Consider the following 20,607-nt stretch of genomic DNA (forward strand, 5'->3'; position numbering starts at 1 on the left):
GCAACATTCAGTTGACCAATCTATTCTTGTAGACTCGATCGCGAAACTCAGCTAAATATCACGCTGCCTTTTAGTAAGAAATAAAATTGATTTCTTAGAGGTATATTACTGAAGGAATACCTATTGTATCATAAGGAGTGGAAATGCACAAATCATAACGAGTAAAAGTTTCTCCCGTTTTCATATTTTTGAGTAATGGTTTTCCAGTCCAAATTTGACAGCTACACAAAGGCTTTGGTTCTTGTAGTTTAAATCCGCCATCTATGGCTTGCAATTCAAAAAATTCAATATGTAGATGTGCAGGTTCAATGGCTACATAATCAGCAGTTTCTTCTAGGGGAATGTTGGCGATCGGCTTATTATTTCTTTGCAAACTTGTGGGGAAAAAGTCAATATCGATGACATCAGCACTTAATCCCGAACTGTGAACAAATTGCAATACTTCTTGCCAATCATAAAGCGGTTGATTTTTGCCGTCGAAGTGAGAGTCTACGCCTAAGCAATGTCCGCCCAATAACCAAACCAGTTGTCCTAAAATAGTTTCTATTCTCGGTCGATCGCTTCTGAGAACTTCCATATCTTCCGGTAATAGGATTCGCCCTGGAATACACCACCAATATTCCCAAACTTTGGCATAATCTAAAGGCGAGATGCGTTTGTGTAAACCGGAAATGCGATCGCGTTTTTGAATTTCCCAAACTTCTTCGGGAGAAGTTACACTCTCGAAACTAGCTAAAGACAGACTGCTATTTTCTGCTAATGGATGAGGTTGAGCAAATAAGATTTCATCAGAGATAAAAGTATCCAATTTCAGCATAAGAATTGTGACCTAGTGATAGCTGCTTTTACCCTATAACATTAAGTTTAAACCAGATGCAATTATCGCAACATTTTTAATACAAAGTTGCATAGGTTAATCCAAGGGACTGGGGAGAGTTTTGAGTTTTGAGTTTTGAGTTTTGAGTTAAACTTCCCCTTGTCCCCTTGTGCCAAGAGTCCCCTTGTCCCCATCTCCCCATCTCCCTATCCCCCCATCTCCCCATCTCCCCATCCCCCCATCTCCCCTGTCCCCACCCATTTGTCATCGAAAGTTGTAAAACAAGAATGAAATCGAGGGGCTAAAGGGAGTGAAAGCCTTTAAAATGAGTGGGATTTGTATAGTTGTAACCTAAAGCAAAGAGTATGCCTCGTCGTAATGACATTAAGAAAATCTTGTTGTTGGGTTCTGGCCCAATTGTAATTGGTCAAGCTAGTGAATTTGATTATTCGGGGACGCAAGCTTGTAAGGCGTTACGCAGTGAAGGTTACGAGGTGGTGTTGATCAACTCTAACCCTGCTACGATCATGACCGATCCTGAAACAGCAGACCGCACCTACATCGAACCTTTGACACCGGAAATGGTGGAAAAGGTGATTGCCAAGGAAAGACCTGATGCTTTATTGCCCACGATGGGTGGACAGACTGCATTAAACTTAGCGGTAGCCTTGTCAAAGAATGGGGTTTTAGAACGCTATGGCGTGGAGTTGATTGGGGCGAAGTTAGAAGCGATCGAAAAAGCAGAAGACCGCTTATTATTCAAAGAAGCAATGCTGAAAATTGGGGTAGATGTTTGCCCTTCTGGAATTGCTTGCGATCTTAACGAAGCTAAAGCGATCGGGCAACAAATTGGCAGTTACCCTTTAATTATTCGTCCAGCATTTACATTGGGTGGAACTGGTGGTGGTATTGCGTACAACCAAGAAGAATTTGAAGAAATTGCCCAATCAGGAATTGATGCTAGTCCAGTTTCCCAAATTTTGATTGAAAAATCACTTTTGGGTTGGAAAGAATACGAATTAGAAGTGATGCGAGATTTGGCAGATAACGTAGTAATTATCTGTTCCATTGAAAACCTCGATCCAATGGGCATTCACACCGGAGATTCAATCACCGTTGCCCCTGCCCAAACTCTCACCGACAAAGAATATCAACGCTTGCGGGATGCCTCAATTAAAATCATTCGAGAAATTGGTGTTGAGACTGGAGGTTCTAACATTCAGTTTGCCGTAAATCCGGTAAATGGAGAAGTAATTGTCATTGAAATGAACCCTCGTGTGTCTCGTTCTTCCGCCTTAGCTTCCAAAGCAACTGGTTTCCCCATTGCGAAATTTGCGGCTAAGTTGGCAGTCGGTTACACCCTGGATGAAATTAACAATGATATTACCAAGAAAACGCCAGCATCCTTTGAGCCAACCATTGACTATGTAGTTACCAAAATTCCCCGATTTGCCTTTGAGAAATTCCCCGGAACTCAACCAGTATTAACAACTCAAATGAAATCTGTTGGGGAAACAATGGCAATTGGACGGACATTTTTAGAGTCCTTCCAAAAAGCTTTGCGCGGTTTAGAAACTGGGCGGGCTGGTTGGGGTTGCGACAAACAGGAAAAACTGCCATCTTTAGAACACATTCGTGCCCAATTACGCACCCCTAACCCAGAAAGAATTTTCACTGTTCGCCATGCGATGCAGTTGGGAATGTCGGTAGAAGACATTTACGAATTGACGGGAATCGATCCTTGGTTTTTGGATAAAATACAGGAATTACTGGAAACCGAGAAATTCCTGAAACGCACACCTTTGCAACAGATTGGTAAAGAGCAAATGTATGCGATTAAACAGCAAGGATTTAGCGATCGCCAAATTGCCTTTGCTACCAAAACCACCGAAGACGAAGTGCGCCATTACCGCAAAGATTTAGGCGTAATTCCGGTATATAAAACCGTTGATACCTGCGCCGCAGAATTTGAAGCTTTCACACCTTATCATTACTCAGCTTATGAATTAGGTGCTGTCAGTACCACAGAAGAGGAAAATAGTGCTACTTTATTGCCACCAGAATCAGAAGTAATGGATTCAAACAGGCAGAAGGTAATGATTTTGGGTGGTGGGCCTAACCGAATTGGACAGGGGATTGAGTTTGACTATTGTTGTTGTCATGCCAGCTATGCTTTGCGCGATGCTGGTTTTGAAACCATCATGGTTAACTCTAACCCAGAAACAGTTTCGACTGACTATGATACTAGCGATCGCTTGTATTTTGAACCCCTAACCAAAGAAGACGTTCTCAACATCATCGAAACCGAAAAACCCGCCGGAATTATCATTCAATTTGGCGGACAAACTCCGTTAAAATTAGCGGTTCCTTTGCAAGAATACCTGACGAAAAACAACGTCACCGAGACGAAAATTTGGGGAACTTCGCCGGATTCGATCGACATTGCCGAAGACAGAGAACGCTTCGACGAAATTGTGGTAAAATTGCAATTATTAACCGCACCAAATGGGATTGCGCGATCGGAATCAGAAGCGATCGCTATTGCTGGAAAAATCGGTTATCCAGTGGTAGTGCGTCCGAGTTACGTATTAGGTGGACGGGCGATGGAAATCGTTTATTCTGATGCTGACTTACAGCGTTATATGACAGTGGCGGTACAAGTTGAACCGGAAAAACCAGTGTTAATTGACAAGTTCTTAGAGAACGCTGTAGAAGTAGACGTAGATGCGATCGCAGATGCAACTGGTAATGTGGTAATTGGCGGAATCATGGAGCACATTGAACAAGCAGGAATTCACTCAGGCGACTCTGCTTGTACCTTACCAACTACATCTTTAGCACCAGCAATTTTGCAGACAATTCGCGATCAAACTATCAGATTAGCCAAAGCATTGAATGTAATTGGATTGATGAACGTGCAATATGCGATCGCAGACGCATACAGCTACACCCCCAAAGTTTACATTCTAGAAGCGAATCCCAGAGCATCAAGAACCGTACCATTTGTTTCCAAAGCAATTGGCAAACCCTTAGCGAAACTTGCTTCTTTGATTATGTCAGGAAAAACCCTGCAAGAATTAGGAATGACACACGAAATTATTCCCAATCATATCGCTGTCAAAGAAGCCGTGTTACCATTTAATAAATTCCCAGGTACAGACACATTACTTGGGCCAGAAATGCGATCGACTGGCGAAGTAATGGGAATAGATACTGACTTTGGGAAAGCCTTTGCGAAAGCAGAAACAGGTGCCGGAGAAAAGCTACCATTATCAGGAACAGTGTTTGTTACAATGAGCGATCGTGACAAACAAGCCGTAGTTCCAGTAGTGAAACAATTCATGGAATTAGGATTTCATATTGTCGCCACTGATGGTACTCGGCGAGTCTTGAAAGATAGCGGTTTACAAGGTGTGGAATTAGTGCTAAAAGTACATGAAGGTCGTCCCCACATTGTAGACGCAATTAAAAATGAAAAAATCCAGTTGGTTATTAATACCCCATCTGGAGAAGAAGCGCAAACAGATGCGCGTTTATTGCGACGGACTGCGCTATCCTATAAAGTACCTGTAATCACAACTATAGCGGGTGCAAAAGCGATCGCAGCAGCCATTTCTCGATTACAATCTGCACAATTAGACGTGAAAGCGATTCAAGAATATTTGGTGTAGGTTGGTAGTAGGTAGTAGGTAGTAGGTAATGGGAATTTCTCTTATCTATTACCTATTGTCTTTTTGCTTAATTTGGTCAGTTATATTTTCTTCCCAATGTTCGTTTTCTAAGTCTATAGTTATCATACGACCTGCTGCTTTTGAGCGATCGATATATCTATGAAAAGCATCGATATCTTCTCTATTAGTTAAAACATATTGCCGTAATTCATCAAGACTCATTGCATCATAGTTAGCTGCTGTCATGGCTCGTATCCTCCAGTTCTTTTTATCTCAAATTCTAAATTGTTTCCGGCAAGTAGGGACACGGCATCATTAATATTTGCAATTCCTGCGTTATCTTTTGAATGCCGTGTCCCTACAATTTCTCCCAAAAAGGCAAGGTTTTTGCACTTTTAGATGCGATAACTTTATACTTATTGTGGACAAAAAATGGAGAAAACCCTTGAATATCTAACTTTCTACCTTTATTCAGCAAGCCCTAACTACTTTTATTTGTAGTGGTGGGGGCGAATCTACAGAATGCTTCACCCTTGCACCAGTTCACCAATGACAAATGACTAATGACCAATTTTTAAATCATGGCAATGCACTCAATTTCTACTAAGACATCTTTGGGTAGACGGGAGACTTCTACACAAGCGCGTGCAGGGGCAGTTGCTTCGTCAAAGTATTTAGAATAAACTGCATTCATGGCGGCAAAATCATTCATGTTTGCCAAGAAGACGGAAGTTTTTACCACATTTGACCATTTAGCACCTGCGGCTGTTAAGATGGCTTCAATGTTAGCCATAACTCGTTCTGTTTGTTTAGTGATATCATCTTTGTAGACGACATCGCCTAATCTGGGATCGATCGCAATTTGTCCAGCAACAAACAGCATTTGTCCACTAGCAAGAATTGCTTGATTATAAGGGCCAACGGGCGAGGGTGCCGATTCTGTAAAGATAACTTTGCGATCCATTATCACTTTTTCTAAATAAACTTCTTGGTGGCGAAGTTCCCCCGGAAAAACTTCTGGGTGAAAAACTTCTCCATCTGGCATTATCGCACCAGTTAGGTCTGCATTTTCAATACTCATACCATAAGTTTCTGTACGAGATAAATCTGCCCTTCTTAAATTTGCTCCTTTTAGATTTGCATTAATTAAATTCGCCCATCGGAGATTAGCTCTTTCTAAATTTGCTCCTTGAAGGCAAGCTTTTATAAGATTTGCACTTTGGAGATTTGCTGCTTTAAAATTTACCTTAGTCAAATTCATGTTAGACAAATCGATTTTATAAAGATTAGATCTATCGAATATAGCGCCTTGAAGTTTGGCATCTTGAAGGGTTGCTTCGAGTAAATTTGCCAGACTTAAGTTTGCTCCTAGCAGATAAGCCGCTGTTAAATTAGCTTTATTTAGATTTGCTTTACTTAGGTTTGCATAATTTAAAGAAGCAACAGTTAATTCTGTAGCAGTTAAGTTGGAATCGGTTAGATTTGCCTTATCTAAATTGGCGAAATTTAATTTAGCACTACTTAGGTTTACACCAGTCAAATTAGCTGCATCCAAAATTGCATAACTCAAATTAGCGTTACTCAGATTTGACCAACTTAAATCAGTACTGCTAAGATCTGCCCAAATCAAACTCGCATATTGCAAATCTACTGTTGTCAAGTCCGTATTTGTAAGAGAGGCTCTACTAAAATCTGTTTGGTAAAGTTTTGTCCCTGCAAGATTAGCTTCACTCAAGTCAGCCCCTGATAAATTTGCTTGAGTTAGGTTGATCCCACTCAAATCTGCGCCTTTGAGATCTTCTCCTCTTAAATCTTGTTTACTAAAGTCTCTTTTTCCCTGAGCGTAAGCTTCAAGCAGTTCATCTGCAAACATAAATTCAAAATTCGATCGCACCCTAAAAAACAACACTTGCGATCGCTCCATCAACAAGTATTCCCATTTACATACCTAAAAATCTCTTCTTTTCTTCTCTTCGCGCTCTTCGCGTCTTCGCGGTTAAAAAAAATTCTCTTCGTGTCCTTCGTGTCTAAGTGCTACGCACCGCTACGCGAACGTGGTTCAAAAATTACCCTAACCTGGGACGCAAACCATAAAACCGATAATGCCAGTAATCCCTTAAAATTCGATCGTGATCGAAACAGAGATTATCTGGCAACTGCCAAAACTCAAAAACCCCTAAATTTTTCGCATCATCAGCAGCTTTTGGTTCACCCTTACCCGTCGCAATAAACACCACACTTAAAGTATGCTGACGCGGGTCACGATTCGGGTCAGAATAAACATGAAACTGTTCCACCAATTCTACTTTTACGCCCGTTTCTTCCTCAGCTTCCCTAACAGCAGCAGATTCCACAGACTCGCCATAATCTACAAAACCGCCAGGAATAGCCCAACCGAAAGGAGGATTTTTGCGTTCAATTAAGATGATGGGACGTTGGGAGCGATCGATCAACTCAATAATGATGTCAACAGTAGGAGTAGGATTGCGGTAAGTCATCATGGATTTTCGATTTTAGAACCCTTGTAGAGACGTTGTATACAACGTCTCTACATTCTTTGAAAGGAGAGGTGTAATAGACATCTCCAATAACTCATGTGGGGTAGGCATCCTGCCTGCCTTTGAGATTCTTTTTTGGAGAGGTGTAATAATTAGCCAGTTAACCACAAAACCGAGGATTCTGCCAAACGTTAGAGAAAAAACCTTTCGACAGTCAGGTTTAAACACAACTCTGCCGTGATAATCTCACAGATATCCCTCGATCGACCTTTTTTGGGTAAATTATGCCGTTTCCTAGATCAAGTGGCGTTTTATTGCACCCCACATCACTTCCGAGCCGTTTTGGAGTGGGAGACTTAGGCTCAGAAGCCTATCGTTTTGTAGAATTTTTAGCCGAAAGCAAACAAAAACTGTGGCAAGTTCTACCATTGGGCCCCACAGGATATGGTAACTCTCCTTATATGTGTTTTTCAGCGATGGCTGGGAACCCGCTATTGATTAGCCCGGAACGGTTGCGAGATGATGGATTATTGAGTGAAGAAGACTTTGCTGACTTACCACAATTTCCCGCAGACAAAGTAGACTTTGAATCAGTAATCCAAGTCAAAACTCCCCTGCTGAAAAAAGCCTGCGAAAAGTTTGTCCAACAAACTTCGCCAAAGGTTCAACAACGATTCAAATCATTCTGTACCAGTAAAGCTTATTGGTTAGATGATTATGCTTTGTTTATGGCATTGCGAGACGCACATGAAGGAGAAAGTTGGCATAAGTGGGAACCAGAATTAGCCGAACGCGATCCTGCTACATTAGCGAAGTATGAACGGGAATTAGCAAGTGAAATAATCTACCAGAAATACTTACAATTTGAGTTTTTCCGCCAATGGTCCGATATTAAGCGCTTTGCTAACGATCGCAACATCCAAATCATCGGCGACATCCCCATTTATGTCGCTCATGATAGCGCCGATGTTTGGGCACATCCCGAATACTTTTGCTTAGATGAAGAAAGCAAAGAACCAGCATTAATGGCGGGAGTACCACCAGATTACTTCAGCGAAACCGGACAATTGTGGGGTAATCCGGTTTACGATTGGGAAAGCCTGCAAAAAGATCATTTTAAATGGTGGGTAGAGCGTTTCCAATCTTTATTAGATTATGTTGATATTGTTCGTATTGACCACTTCCGAGGTTTTGAAGCATACTGGGCAGTGGAAAGAGGCGAAGAAACTGCTATTAATGGCGAATGGATTAAAGCCCCTGGAGATGCTTTATTCACAGTAATTCGGGATAAATTTGGCAAATTACCCGTTTTAGCCGAGGATTTAGGCATAATTACCCCAGAAGTGGAAAAATTGCGGGATGATTTTGAATTCCCTGGCATGAAGATTTTACAATTTGCCTTTGGTTCTGGTGCAGGTAATCCTTATTTGCCGTTTAATTACGATCGCAACAGCGTAGTTTACACAGGCACCCATGACAATAATACGACCGTCGGTTGGTATGACTTCCTACCCGAACATGAAAAGCAAGGTGTACTCGCTTACATAGGTTGCGTTTCTGACGAGGGTATTCACTGGGATTTAATTCGATTAGCTCTGAGTTCCGTAGCAAATCAAGCAATCATTCCCTTACAGGATATCTTAGGTTTAGGAAGTGCAGCGAGGATGAATGTTCCTAGTGAAGGCGTGGGTAACTGGGAGTGGCGTTATCTACCAGGTGCTTTAACTTACAAAGAAATTGAAATCTTCAGAAAGTTAACGGAAACTTTTGGTCGTGCTTGATGAAAATTAGGGGATAAATAGGAGAAGGTTGAAGAGTAAAATTCGACTTCTCCTCCTCTATCCCCGATTAATTAGCTTTGAAAATCACTTGTTTGACGACTCCGGGATTTCCCAGTGTTTTGGCTTCCTCGTTATTATAAGCAACCATGACTCCCCCAGCATTACCAGCACGTAAAACTAGTTCTTGTTTTGCTGAAAAAGTGCGCTGAGTTCCTTGGGAAAGCGTTCCTTCAAACTCTGTTTTGCCATCAATGACAACCCTCACCCAAGAGTCAGATGTGACATTCAAACCAACTTTTACAGGTTCAGAACTGTTTTTGCCATCTTTCATGCTGACAAGCGCCACGTTGTCTTTTGTTTGCCCTTGCTTAGAATTGGTAGGTTTTTTAGGAGTTGCTGGTTTTTCTGTTGTGGGAATCACTGCTTGTTGAGCAGAGCGATCTACCATTTGCGACAGCCCAGCTACTGCGAAGATAATCAATACCAGGTAAAACAGGTAAAGGTGAATTGGTTTTAACTGACCAGCTGGTATTTCTCCCCAAAATTTCCTTTTAGTACTGGAAACTTGCGCTGTGGGGAAGACGCTGGCAAATTCAGAGCCATTCAAACCGAGTGCATCAGCATAGCGTTTGATGAAACCCTTAGTATAGACTGGTTCCGGTAAGGGTTCTAGCCTACCCTCTTCTATGGCATTGAGCATTCGGACGGGAACTTTAGTGATAGATGCTACGTCATCTAAAGAAAGGGCTTGTTGTTCCCGCAGGTGACGCAGATATTCACCCATTTCTGCTAGCTTTATGGCTCGTTGTTCTTCTAAATAAGAACCTAGATCGTCTCTTTTATTCGTCTTCATCAGCTGCATCCTTGACATTTACTAGCTCATTTACTGGCTTAGGTGGTTGGGTAAATATTTTTAACTTTTTTGTGCAAAGTTGTCATCAATGAAAACTCTACACTGATAAACAGAAAAATCTACGCTGGATTTACCGACTTTGTAAAAAATTAATTTCCACATTTGTCAGATATCGGTATTCTCCTGGCAAAAGTCTCTGCTTGGGTAACTGTAGTTGAATTGGGCCAATTGCGGTGCGGTGCAGCTGAATTACAGGATATCCCAGTTGTTCAGCTACCCGCCGGATTTGGCGATTTCTCCCTTCTTTTAAAATCACTTCTAAGAGAGTGCGGTCGCGGTAGCGTGGCGTAGCCATATTGCCGTTAGACCCTGTTTCTAATACCCTGATTTGACAGGGTAAGGTTTTTTTGCCCTCTAGGATAACTCCTTCCCGCCACATTTGCAGAATATTTTCTGGAGGTTGACCTTCTACCCAAACTTGGTAGGTTTTCGGCACACTATGACGCGGGTGGATCAGGCGGAAGGCAAGATCGCCATCGTTAGTTAATAGTAAAGCTCCTGTAGAATCAGCATCCAAGCGTCCCACAGGATAAATTCCCTGTCCTCTTTGCAGTGACGCGGGTAACAGATGGAGCACAGTGGGTCGTCCTTGGGGATCGCTACAGGTGGAAACTGTTCCAGCTGGTTTGTTGAGTAATAAGTAAATCTGTTCTGGTCGATTAGTAGATTTAATCAATTTACCGTTTACTTCGATGCGATCGCTCAAGGGGTCAGCTTTTTGTCCCAAATGAGCAATTTCGCCGTTAACACGCACTTGACCTGCTTGGATCATTTCTTCTGCGTGACGGCGCGAGGCGACCCCCCACTGTGAAAGTAACTTTTGCAGCCTTTCCATACTTAATTTTGACTGCTGGGCTAACTGGTTTTTTCCAGAATCAGTAAACTATGTACAAATATTACATTATTCAATGTATCGTCATAGGTGGTGTTTATGTTCGGTCTCCCGGCAAATGAGGTTCAAGGAACGGAAAATACAGAAAGTACAGAAACTTTGCAAGAGCAACGCAGTCGAATTATTAGTAAGGTGTTGTCACCTGCGGTAAAATTGTGGCTGCGATCGCAAGTGGAACAAGCAGAAGACCTGCAACTTCGCATTGAGGGAGGCGATCGACAAATCTTATCTGGGTACATTCCGAAAGTAACACTTTTTACGAGTCGCGCTCTGTACCAAGGTTTACACCTGCAACAAATTGGGTTAGTTGCCGAAAATATTCGCGTTAACCTGGGTCAAGTAATCAAAGGTAAACCTTTACGTTTGCTAGAACCGATTCGCGCCCAAGGTGAGTTACTCTTATCTGAAGATGACTTGAATGCTTCTTTAGAGAGTGAATTACTCATCAGCGGTTTAAATGAATTTTTCCAAATGTTGCTCAAAGCGACAGGTACAAATTCCCCAACTCTCCCAAATCAACAGATTCATTGGCAAAAAATTACAGTTGATGGCAATCAGATTCATTTAAAAGCCTGTTTGCTAGATAGTAACTCTGCGATCGCAATTAGTACTGGTGTGAGAATCAGCGATCGCAATCAATTACATTTAGATAATCCCCAAATTCAAGGAGATCTAGGCTTCAATTCCCCTAATTTAGCCAGCTTAACCATAGACTTAGGCGCAGATGTAGATATTCAAGAACTAACCTTAAGCAATGGTCAATTAATCTGTCGAGGCAGCATCTCAGTAACTAGTGACTAGGGACTGGGAGAAAGAGATAGGGGGGTGGGGAGGTAGGGGGGTGGGGGGAGTAGAAGAGGAAGTTAAATTATTTTCCCCCATCTCCCCATCTCCCCATCTCCCCATCCCCCCATCCCCCCATCTCCCCTGCCTCACTTCGGTAGCAAAGGCAAAAGGAGAGTAACAAAATAGTAGACTAAGGGAGCGGTGAAAACGTAGCTATCGGCGCGGTCTAAAATTCCGCCATGTCCGGGGATCAGTTGACCTGAGTCTTTGACACCTGCATCGCGTTTCATCATTGACTCAGTGAGATCTCCCAACAAACTAGCAATACCAATTAACAGACCTAAAGCTACTCCTGTAATAGGCCATAAATGCCAATTGAGATACCACGCTCCAGCTACAGCTACGGCTACACTAGCGCTAACACCAAAAACTGCGCCTTCTACGGTCTTTTTCGGGCTAATGTGGGAAAGGCTAGTTTTGCCAAAGAATTTACCAATAAAGTAAGCGCCGATATCAGCTGCCCAAATACAACTAAAGGCGAGTAATGTAACGATCAGTCCTTGGGGCCAATCTTTGATGTTTGTCCAATTTTGGGGCCAATAACCGCCTAAAAGTAAGTTACTGCATTCTGCTTGACCAAGAGAGCGTAAACGTACCCAATAACTAGGTAAATAACCGCCATAAAATAGCCCTAAAATTGAAGTTGAGATATCAGCAATAGTGGCTAATTTGGGCTGAAATAAGAGATAAAAACAGATAAAAGTTCCGGCTACTGGTAATACTGCATCAGCTAGGCTAGAAGAAACTGTAGCTATTATCAATAATGCTATACTAACTGCGAGTGTAGTTTTAGCTGCGGGGGCAATTCCGGTGGCTCGTACTAGTTGAAAATATTCTAATAGACCTAAATAAATGATTATGCAAAAGCAAAGGGTGAAATACCAACCTCCCAGGAAAATCATTCCTAAAGCTAGGACGATCGCAACAATTCCGCTAAGTATTCTAGGCCAAGACATGAGACGTTCTGTAAATTTTAGATTTTAGATTTTAGATTTTAGAGTGGATCGAAAATCTAAAATCTACTTTGCTTTTACTCTAACTTTTCGCCACTGAGGATAAAAATCGGATCGACAGCAGCAAATGTTTGATGATTTCCTCGCTTCTCCAGGCGGTTAACAGCTGATTGTACAACTTCTATATTCCGTACTTGTAACTGAGCAAAGGTTTCAGAGACACTGTAAAGGGTTTCCAAGTTGCCTGCTGTAACTACAACTCTGCCTTGGTGTGGCAAGTAATGCCACACTTCAAACAGAATATCTTTAATTGGGCGACCACCTTCAATGCAAACTCGATTGGGTGGTGCTGGTAAGTCTTTGAGACATTCAGGAGCGCTTCCTATGATTATATCTACGTTGGGGACACTGAAGCGATCGCAATTCCGGCTGATTAATCCTGCTACTTCCTCATCTCGTTCGACAGCAATAATTTTACCCTGTGGACAAAGTAACCCAACTTCTACGGGTATTGTCCCTGTGCCTGCGCCAATATCCCACAAAATTGTGTCGGGAGTTAAACGCAGATGAGAAACTAACAACAGTCGCACTTCTCGCTTGCTTAGGGGAATGCCCGGTAAGCGATCAAACAAATCGTCTGGGATTCCTGGGGTAACATAAGGCCAGATTGGTGAGGGCATAGCAGGGGGGCAGGGGAGCAGGGGGGCAGGGGGGCAGAGGAGCAGGGGGGCAGGGGGGCAGGGGGGCAGAGGGGCAGGGGGGCAGAGGGGCAGAGGGGCAGAGGGGCAGAGGGGCAGAGGGGCAGAGGAGAAATTTTTTAGGAGAGGTTAGTGCAATCTTATCATTTAGTGTTAGTAAGCTCGCATATTCTTGAGTAATTCAGCAGCAAAAGCGATCGCTTCTTCAACAGTGGAAATTTTACCTTCAATGCGAGCAATTTGAATTTCTGTGAGTAATTCGCCAAGTTTTGGGCTAGGTGTGAGGTTAAGTTCTCTGATTAAATCATTGCCGGAAATTAGGGGAATGGGATGGGCAACTTGGTCATCGTGATTAAGATAACGGTTAATTAAAGGCGAAATTACCTCGATTGAAATTTCGTTAGCTAAAGCTGAAACTGCGACAATCGGAAAAGCTTTTCCAGCTTCACGAAAGAAAAAATATTGTTGTCTTAAAGACATTCCATTGGGTAAAACTTGCTGCCTTCGCAACTGTGGTAAAAGTTTCAATATCGTGGTTACAGCTTTGATTTCGGCGCGACTGTAAGATAGTTTCTGTAATTCTACTTCCGCTAAAATGGGATCGGTTGTCACTAAACAAGCGAGTTTGGCAAGACTTAACCAAGGAGTTTTGATAGTATCACGAATTGCTTGAGAAAGTTCTATTCCTAATAGAGGCCAAATTTCTACTAATGTGGTAGCTGCCCAGTCAACGGCGACAAGTTGGTGGAAACTTTTCTCTGTGGCGTGACTCAACCAAATATTAATTAATCCATCTTCCCAAGCAGCGGTTAACCAGGGAATTCCAGAGGGAGAATTGAGCAAATAACCTAACTCTACTCGGACTCTTTCAGCTGCCACTTTACCGAGTAAAGGTGCCATTTCTCGAATTACAGAACGAGTTTCTGGTTGAATTGTAAAACCTAATTGGGCAGCTTGACGGTATGCTCTTAATAAGCGCAAAGGGTCATCTTGCAGGTTAGCAGATGATACCATGCGGATGAGATTTTGCTTTAAATCGGAGTAACCTTGCAGAGGATCGATGAGTTGGTTAGTGTGGGGGTTGTAGGCGATCGCATTCATGGTAAAATCTCGTCGCCGCAAATCAGTTTCTAACGAGTCACCTTCTTGCTGGGCGAAATCAGCGGTAGCGTTAGGAAAAACCACCCTGGCAATTTGTCTTTGGGGATCTAACAAAACAAACCCAGCTTTGTAGTGAGTGGCAATTTGGCGGGCGACTTTCACTGCTTTTTCCGGGATAATAAAATCCAAATCTAAATAATCGCGCCGTTTCCCCAAAAGGGCATCTCGCACCGCACCACCTACCATATAAGCAGATTGGGGCAAAAATTCTAAATCGAAAGGCCAATTTTCGGGAGATAATGCAGAAAATTCTTTCTCTGCGTTCTCTGTGTCTCTGTGGTTCATGCTAATTCTTCACATTGTCGCAACAAAAATCAACCAAGGGACTAAGCGATCGCCCACTCGTCTAAGCTAGATTAACAAAAAAGCCACTGGAGAAGACGCTATGTGTAGTGCGATTCGTTGCCGCCGAATCAGTGGATAAAACCACGAAATAAAGCGGCTCATAGCCAATAGAGGCTGTGAAACTCTCAATACGATGAGGGTGCAAGTCCCTCCCACGAGGTATGCGTGTGACTCCCAATCTATCCACGATGACCCGACTCGGAATTCGGGAGGTCGAAGCTGGAAGTAGGGCGCAATCAGAGCCTGACCGAGGGCGCACTGGCGCTAGGGGAGTCCCCAAGGTGAAACAGAGCCTACAAAAGCAACTTAAGGTCGAATCAGGACGGAAAAGAATACTACCCCCTGATTTCGCTAGAAATAATACCCGCTAGCTGTTACGCGAAGACTAGCCATACCAGGGTATCTAGCAGTTGAAATGGCTACACCTACAGGGACAAGACAATCGATTGAGGGAACGAATAAAAACGGATCTAAGGTCTTGGGGAAGGTCGAACCCCTGGTAGGCGAGACGAGACGCGGAACCCCTTAGAACCGGGTAGGATTGGGCGTAATTGCTCAAAGGCAATCAGAGTACATAAACAGGAGTAGAGCATGATTAGGCACAGTCTCAAAGCTAGTGAATTTTGGAGAAAGTTACCTTGGAAGCAATTTCGACGTAACCTTTTCCGCCTACAAGTGAGAGTGTACAAAGCTATTCGAGCCAAAGACAAGCGAAAAGCTAAGTCATTACAAAAGCTAATTCTGAAGTCCCGTGCAGCAAGACTACTGGCAATCCGTCAAGTAACACAGCTAAATGCAGGAAAGAAAACCCCAGGCATTGACGGCAAAGCGTCCCTGACGCATCAGGAACGCTATTATTTGAGCGAACGGCTCAAAGCAAATGTTAACACCTGGAAGCACTCCGGGTTGAGACAAATTCCCATACCAAAGAAAGATGGGTCAACCCGAATGTTAAAAGTGCCTACTATAGACGACAGAGCATGGCAATGCCTAGTGAAATACGCTATAGAACCTGCACACGAAGCCACATTCCATGAAAGAAGCTATGGATTCAGGCCAGGTAGAGCGGCATTCGACGCTCAGAAAATCCTGTTTCTTAACCTAAATTCCAAAGTAAATGGAATGAATAAGCGAGTCATCGAATTAGATATCGAGAAATGCTTTGACAGAATAAGTCACACTGCCATACTGGAAAGACTCATTGCCCCATTAGGCGTTCGCAAAGGAATCTTCCGTTGCTTAAAATCAGGAGTAAACCCAGAGTTCCCAGAACAAGGAACGCCACAAGGCGGAGTGGTTAGCTCATTGCTAGCCAACATTGCATTGAATGGTATCGAAACCATACACCAATCTGTCAGATACGCCGATGATATGGTGTTCATACTCAAACCAAACGATGACGAGCAAAAGATACTTGAGCAAATCGGTCAGTTCCTTGCCCAAAGAGGAATGAAGGTTAGTGAGAAAAAGACGAAAATCACCGCAGCGACAGATGGATTTGACTTTTTAGGTTGGCACTTTAAAGTGCAAAAAAATGGGAAATTTCGGAGTCAGCCCTCAGTGGATAACTTCAAAAAGTTCCGAGAAAAAGTCAAAAAAATCGTCAACAACTCGAATTATGGGTCAAGGGTGAAAGCGCAAAAATTAGCACCCATTGTCAGAGGATGGAGAAACTACCACCAGTTCTGCAAGTTAGATGGCTCAAGATATAGTTTATGGTACATCGCAAACAGAGCCTGGAAGGTATTCAACAAAGAAAGGAAGCTTAATCGAAACCAAGTCAATGAATTGGTCAAAAAAGCATTTCCATACTTCCCTTATCACGAAAATAATTTCGTAAACGTAAAAGGAAATAAAACACCTTTCGATGGAGATATCTTGTACTGGACAAAGCGCAACAGCGCACAATATGACAGTACAACCTCTAGACTGCTTAAAAAGCAGAACCATACTTGTGGACATTGTGGAATGTTCTTCACACATGAAGAACAAGTGCATCTACACCACATCGACGGCAATCACAGCAACTGGAAAGCTAACAACCTAATGGCTGTACACGAAAGCTGTCACGACTACATCCACATGAGCAAAACAAGATTGTCGGGAGCCGTGTGCAGGGAAACCCGCAAGCACGGATCTAAATGAGAGGGGCGGGAGGTAATACTCCCCCTCGACTCAACCTTTGCGTTAACTGCCATTATGTCGATCGCTGCATTACCTACCACGCCGTAGAAACGCAGCATGAGGTACCTCACATCGCCGAAGATCCTGATTTTGAACCAATTGAACCCAGCATCAATGTTAACATTCGTCCCCAACAAGATTATGTGGAAATGGAATGGGATGTTGTCGGCTGCGTTAGCTTTAAACAAGAAATGGGCAAATGGGCGAAGTTACGCCCCGGTGAGTTAGTACCTACTTGAAGCAGGGGAAGGGGAAGGATTGATCCAAACCCTTCTCCTTCCAGCTTTCATAAAAAACAAAAGGGTTCTTTTTGAGAGAACCCTTTTTGATTTAATATAGGCAATTTATAGATGCAGTTTTATCGCCCTGATTAAATTTTCCGCAGTACTTATTAAACTGCTTAGTTGTGAGAATTAACCAGCTTTACTAACTTTACGACGACGAGATGCTACTAAAGAACCTGCAACTAATCCTAAACCAACTAAGGTGGCTGGTTCGGGTACTCTTTCCCGTAATACAGGGTTGTCATTCAAGCGTCCGATCATTTTAAAGTCTGGGCCATTAAAACTGCTTTCGGTTCTAATGCGGATACCAGCCGCAGAAGTAACTCCCAATTGGCTGAGGCTAATTCCCCATCCACCTACGCTTTGTGCACTACCAATTTCTGTGGTATCAATGCTATAGCCAAGATTGGTTTGATTTTGGCGATCGAGTTGCAAAAAGTTACCGATCTTGTTGCCTCTTTCATCAATTGCTTGAATAGCTAAGTCGCTATTTCTACCCCGTTCAAAAACAAAGATACTATCCAATCCTTTGTTATCTTCCTGAAGCAGGTAAGTGAAGAATAGGTTCATTTCAAAAGAACCATTATCTTCAGTGTCAACAATGTTGTTCAAATTGGTGTTACCCAAGTATGTGGCAATTTCAGGCATTGTCGGGTTTTTAATACCAGATACTTCTAAACCATTGGGTTTGCTGGCATTGTCGCCTCTGTCTGTGCTAGCTGCACCTGTGTTGTTGGTTGAACCACCTTGAGTAGGATTGGCTGTTTCTCCTTCTTTGCCAGTCAATTTAATCATGTCATTGAAGACAATATCACCTTTGGCTTCATTAATCAGGTTAAATTGATTGAATGTGACACCATTTTGCGTAATACTTTGCAACAAAATATCTGCTTTAGCATCAGTGCTTTGGCTAACACCAACCGAGAAAGAAGCAGCTTGTGCGGTGGTAGAAATAGAAAGAATTGTTCCGCAAGCAATGCCGAGAATTGTAGCTGTATTTTTAAGTTTCATTTTGTTGTTCTTTCGGAGGTTTCGAGTTGAGTAAGAGTGTTTATTTCCTGATTTCTATGATTTTGTTACTGAACTTTAAAGCTAAATCAGTTAACTTACTCTGGTTTAGTAAAGTAACCAATAGACACAATGTAATTTCCTACCGAAGTCATTTGGGATTCACACAACTCAATCTTAAGCATAAAAAATCAAATTGACAAGTGATAAAAGTGAAATTTGCATAAACTTAAATAACTCAGTAAACCTAAATAAATACTTATTTAATAACATAAGTATTTACCTGTAAAAATTTTCGTATAAGGACTGATACGTAGGAGAAAATCTTAGATTTATCATGAAATTATCTAGGAAAATATAGAGAATAAATTTAATTTTTTAGGTTAACTAATACGGCATTTACTCGGTCAAGGGAAGTACGGGATCGGTTTTTACGCTACTGGCTGGGAATTAGGCATAGTAATCAGTAAGTTTACAGATGATATTTGTTATAGATATGAAAATTTAGGTGATGATTTATTGATGAAACCAAAACAGATAAAAACAAAGAGGTACTACTTTAAGTGTGTACCTCTTTGTTTCCCTAAAGAAGGAAAGTATAGTGGAACTGTCTTAAGAGCTTTTGCTAGCTTGACGACGACGAAATGCGGCTAAAGAAGCAGCTACTAATCCTAAACCTGCGAGGGTTGCAGGTTCAGGTACGCTGGCGCTGGGTGAGCTCGATCGCGCAATCACCTTGAAATCAGGGCCTCTGTACTCCCAATTTGCAAAGACTTGGATACCCGCAGCAGATGTTACTCCCAACTCGCTGAGTTTAACTCCCCAGGTTCCTACTCGTTGTGCCCCAGCAATTTCGAGTGTGTCAAGGCTAAAGCCTGCATCTTGTTTAGCATAGCCGTCGAGCCTGAGAAAGTTACCGATCGGGTTGCCGTTCGCATCAATTGCTTGAATACCCAAGTCGCTGGCATTCCATTGTCCTTCACCCCGTTCCCAGAAGAACAGGTTATCTAACCCTGTACTATCCGCGAAAATAGTATTTTGGAAGAACAGGTTCATTTTCATGGTTCCACCATCCTCAACATCAATAATATTGTTGAGATTGGTATTACCCAGATATGCAGCAATGTCATCACCTGTAGGGTTACTCAAACCAGATACTTCTCGACCGCCTGGTGCAGTAGCTCGATCGCCTCGGTCTGTACTAGCAGCACCAGTGTTGTTAACGGAGAGACCGAGTTCTGGATTGGAAGTTTGTCCAGGTAGTAAATCCTTGATCTGGTCGTTGCGAAGAATGTTAACCCGGTTGACCAGATTAAAATTGTTAAATGTAGCACCATTCTGAGTGATTGAGTTTAACCAAATGTCAGCTTCGGGGTCTGTTGTTTGGCTAACATTACTGGTGAAACTGGCAGCTTGAGCAGTAGCAGAAAAGGCTAAAACAGTGCTACAAGCTAAACCTAGAAAAGTCGCGGTGCGTTGTAATTTCATTTTGTTGCTCCTTGTTGTTTTGTTCACAAACAATACGATAATAATGTCGTTTTTTTTTATTTTGTGATCGGGATCTTTACTAGTTTTATGGAAAAAGTTTAAAACTCTATTCTAATTGTCTTTTGCTGAATCAAGTATTTAGCTTAACTCTTGTTCCCATACTTAGTTCAACCTAGTTCTATATTACCCATCGCTGTTGGCAAATTACAGGAATCGAAGGAAAATTTATTTTAATCTTTAAAATTCACTTGGCTTCTTAAGTAACCCGGAAAATTTAGCTTTTATAAAGCTCGTGTATCTAGTTAATTAACGCAGTATTTGCGGTGAAATGGGAATTATACTAGGAGTATTACAGAAAAGTTTTGCTCAAAATAATTTGTTGAATGGTTGAATTCATGGAGAGGTGTATAGAGTTGGCGGAATACGGTTTGGGTATTCACAGTAGTAGCCCGGAATTAGGAATAAGTATCAGTAATTTCACGGATGATACTCGCTGTCAAACTTGGAATTTAGGGCATGATTTATCTACGCACTTGCATCAGTATTTAGCCGGATTTATTCAACCACAATCTTGGTCAGACTTGGCTTTTATTGCGGTTGCAAAAGGCCCTGGTAGTTTCACGGGTACGCGAATTGGTGTGGTGAGTGCCCGGACTTTGGCGCAGCAATTAGAGATTCCTTTGTTTGCGATTTCTACTTTGGCAGCGATCGCATGGTCACATAGTTCTAATGACGATCGGTTAGCGATCGCAGTTCAAATGCCAGCTAGTCGCGGCGAGGTATTTGGCGCAGTTTACCAAAAATCTGTCGATGATTTAAAGCAAATTGAGTTGTTACCAGATACAGTGATGAAACCGGAAGTTTGGCAACAAACTTTGGCAAATTTGAGTTATCCTTACAAGTTAATTGAAGTTTCCGGTAACATAGGTGCGTCGGTTTCTCCTTTACTAGAACTGGCATATTTAGATTGGAAACAAGGTTTACGTCCTCATTGGTCGGAAGCTTTACCTTTTTACGGTCAACACCCAGTAGAATAAGTTCGTTGTAGCGACTTTAGTCGTGATGGAG

Annotated in this window: 17 protein-coding genes; 6 read left to right on the forward strand and 11 right to left on the reverse strand. The window is 42.4% G+C overall.

What is annotated here, in order from left to right; genetic code table 11:
- Positions 1 to 94 precede the first annotated feature (94 nt).
- Positions 95 to 817: a hypothetical protein gene (locus tag ACE1CI_RS02470; protein ID WP_413265548.1), complete on the reverse strand. Its 723-nt coding sequence runs from the start codon at positions 815 to 817 to the stop codon at positions 95 to 97.
- A gap of 365 nt (positions 818 to 1,182) precedes the next feature.
- On the opposite strand from ACE1CI_RS02470, the gene carB reads away from it, so the two are divergent.
- A complete protein-coding gene (gene carB / locus ACE1CI_RS02475) occupies positions 1,183 to 4,488 on the forward strand; it encodes a carbamoyl-phosphate synthase large subunit (protein WP_413265549.1) in 3,306 nt (1,101 codons plus the stop codon).
- A gap of 48 nt (positions 4,489 to 4,536) precedes the next feature.
- Here the strand turns inward: carB and ACE1CI_RS02480 are convergent, their stop codons facing one another.
- The 3 genes from ACE1CI_RS02480 to ACE1CI_RS02490 all read right to left on the reverse strand — a co-directional run bounded on the left by ACE1CI_RS02480 (position 4,537) and on the right by ACE1CI_RS02490 (position 6,986).
- Positions 4,537 to 4,734 (reverse strand): DUF6887 family protein, encoded by a 198-nt coding sequence (locus ACE1CI_RS02480; protein ID WP_413265550.1) that lies wholly within the window; start codon positions 4,732 to 4,734, stop codon positions 4,537 to 4,539.
- Positions 4,735 to 5,062: 328 nt separating this feature from the next.
- Complete coding sequence (locus tag ACE1CI_RS02485; protein WP_496615200.1) at positions 5,063 to 6,397, reverse strand: Rid family detoxifying hydrolase; 1,335 nt, start codon at positions 6,395 to 6,397, stop codon at positions 5,063 to 5,065.
- A gap of 157 nt (positions 6,398 to 6,554) precedes the next feature.
- Positions 6,555 to 6,986 (reverse strand): NUDIX domain-containing protein, encoded by a 432-nt coding sequence (locus ACE1CI_RS02490; RefSeq protein ID WP_413265579.1) that lies wholly within the window; start codon positions 6,984 to 6,986, stop codon positions 6,555 to 6,557.
- Between the two features lie 284 nt (positions 6,987 to 7,270).
- On the opposite strand from ACE1CI_RS02490, the gene malQ reads away from it, so the two are divergent.
- Positions 7,271 to 8,767 carry a 4-alpha-glucanotransferase gene (malQ, locus tag ACE1CI_RS02495; RefSeq protein ID WP_413265552.1) on the forward strand — a complete coding sequence of 499 codons (1,497 nt, stop codon included), beginning with the start codon at positions 7,271 to 7,273 and terminating at the stop codon, positions 8,765 to 8,767.
- A 67-nt stretch (positions 8,768 to 8,834) separates the two neighbouring features.
- Here malQ and ACE1CI_RS02500 read toward each other — a convergent pair whose 3' ends face one another.
- Positions 8,835 to 9,620 (reverse strand): helix-turn-helix domain-containing protein, encoded by a 786-nt coding sequence (locus ACE1CI_RS02500; RefSeq protein ID WP_413265553.1) that lies wholly within the window; start codon positions 9,618 to 9,620, stop codon positions 8,835 to 8,837.
- Between the two features lie 130 nt (positions 9,621 to 9,750).
- Positions 9,751 to 10,515 (reverse strand): pseudouridine synthase, encoded by a 765-nt coding sequence (locus ACE1CI_RS02505; RefSeq protein ID WP_413265554.1) that lies wholly within the window; start codon positions 10,513 to 10,515, stop codon positions 9,751 to 9,753.
- Positions 10,516 to 10,611: 96 nt separating this feature from the next.
- Here ACE1CI_RS02505 and ACE1CI_RS02510 point away from each other — a divergent pair, with 96 nt between their 5' ends.
- Positions 10,612 to 11,373 carry an LmeA family phospholipid-binding protein gene (locus ACE1CI_RS02510; protein ID WP_413265555.1) on the forward strand — a complete coding sequence of 254 codons (762 nt, stop codon included), beginning with the start codon at positions 10,612 to 10,614 and terminating at the stop codon, positions 11,371 to 11,373.
- A 131-nt stretch (positions 11,374 to 11,504) separates the two neighbouring features.
- Here the strand turns inward: ACE1CI_RS02510 and ACE1CI_RS02515 are convergent, their stop codons facing one another.
- The 3 genes from ACE1CI_RS02515 to ACE1CI_RS02525 all read right to left on the reverse strand — a co-directional run bounded on the left by ACE1CI_RS02515 (position 11,505) and on the right by ACE1CI_RS02525 (position 14,515).
- Complete coding sequence (locus ACE1CI_RS02515; RefSeq protein ID WP_413265556.1) at positions 11,505 to 12,374, reverse strand: phosphatidate cytidylyltransferase; 870 nt, start codon at positions 12,372 to 12,374, stop codon at positions 11,505 to 11,507.
- 74 nt (positions 12,375 to 12,448) lie between these two features.
- Positions 12,449 to 13,051, reverse strand: coding sequence for a precorrin-6Y C5,15-methyltransferase subunit CbiT (gene cbiT, locus ACE1CI_RS02520; protein ID WP_413265557.1), 603 nt, complete (start codon positions 13,049 to 13,051; stop codon positions 12,449 to 12,451).
- A 171-nt stretch (positions 13,052 to 13,222) separates the two neighbouring features.
- A complete protein-coding gene (locus tag ACE1CI_RS02525) occupies positions 13,223 to 14,515 on the reverse strand; it encodes a tRNA nucleotidyltransferase/poly(A) polymerase-related protein (protein ID WP_413267092.1) in 1,293 nt (430 codons plus the stop codon).
- Positions 14,516 to 15,166: 651 nt separating this feature from the next.
- Here ACE1CI_RS02525 and ACE1CI_RS02530 point away from each other — a divergent pair.
- Together ACE1CI_RS02530 and ACE1CI_RS02535 are read left to right on the forward strand one after the other, a co-directional pair.
- Positions 15,167 to 16,720 carry a group II intron reverse transcriptase/maturase gene (locus tag ACE1CI_RS02530; RefSeq protein WP_413267091.1) on the forward strand — a complete coding sequence of 518 codons (1,554 nt, stop codon included), beginning with the start codon at positions 15,167 to 15,169 and terminating at the stop codon, positions 16,718 to 16,720.
- Complete coding sequence (locus ACE1CI_RS02535; RefSeq protein WP_413267090.1) at positions 16,717 to 16,998, forward strand: Ycf34 family protein; 282 nt, start codon at positions 16,717 to 16,719, stop codon at positions 16,996 to 16,998. The genes ACE1CI_RS02530 and ACE1CI_RS02535 overlap by 4 nt, the downstream gene beginning before the upstream one ends.
- Positions 16,999 to 17,172: 174 nt before the next feature.
- On the opposite strand, the gene ACE1CI_RS02540 is transcribed toward ACE1CI_RS02535, so the two are convergent.
- Positions 17,173 to 18,054, reverse strand: coding sequence for an exosortase-dependent surface protein XDP2 (locus tag ACE1CI_RS02540; protein ID WP_413267089.1), 882 nt, complete (start codon positions 18,052 to 18,054; stop codon positions 17,173 to 17,175).
- A 609-nt stretch (positions 18,055 to 18,663) separates the two neighbouring features.
- The gene (locus tag ACE1CI_RS02545; RefSeq protein ID WP_413267088.1) at positions 18,664 to 19,539 is read right to left on the reverse strand and encodes an exosortase-dependent surface protein XDP2; all 876 of its coding nucleotides are present in this window, start codon (positions 19,537 to 19,539) and stop codon (positions 18,664 to 18,666) included.
- Between the two features lie 383 nt (positions 19,540 to 19,922).
- Here ACE1CI_RS02545 and tsaB point away from each other — a divergent pair, with 383 nt between their 5' ends.
- Positions 19,923 to 20,576 carry a tRNA (adenosine(37)-N6)-threonylcarbamoyltransferase complex dimerization subunit type 1 TsaB gene (tsaB, locus tag ACE1CI_RS02550; protein WP_496615202.1) on the forward strand — a complete coding sequence of 218 codons (654 nt, stop codon included), beginning with the start codon at positions 19,923 to 19,925 and terminating at the stop codon, positions 20,574 to 20,576.
- Positions 20,577 to 20,607 lie beyond the last annotated feature (31 nt).

Source organism: Floridaenema flaviceps BLCC-F50, assembly GCF_041929275.2.
In the GTDB taxonomy this organism is placed as follows: domain Bacteria; phylum Cyanobacteriota; class Cyanobacteriia; order Cyanobacteriales; family Aerosakkonemataceae; genus Floridanema; species Floridanema flaviceps.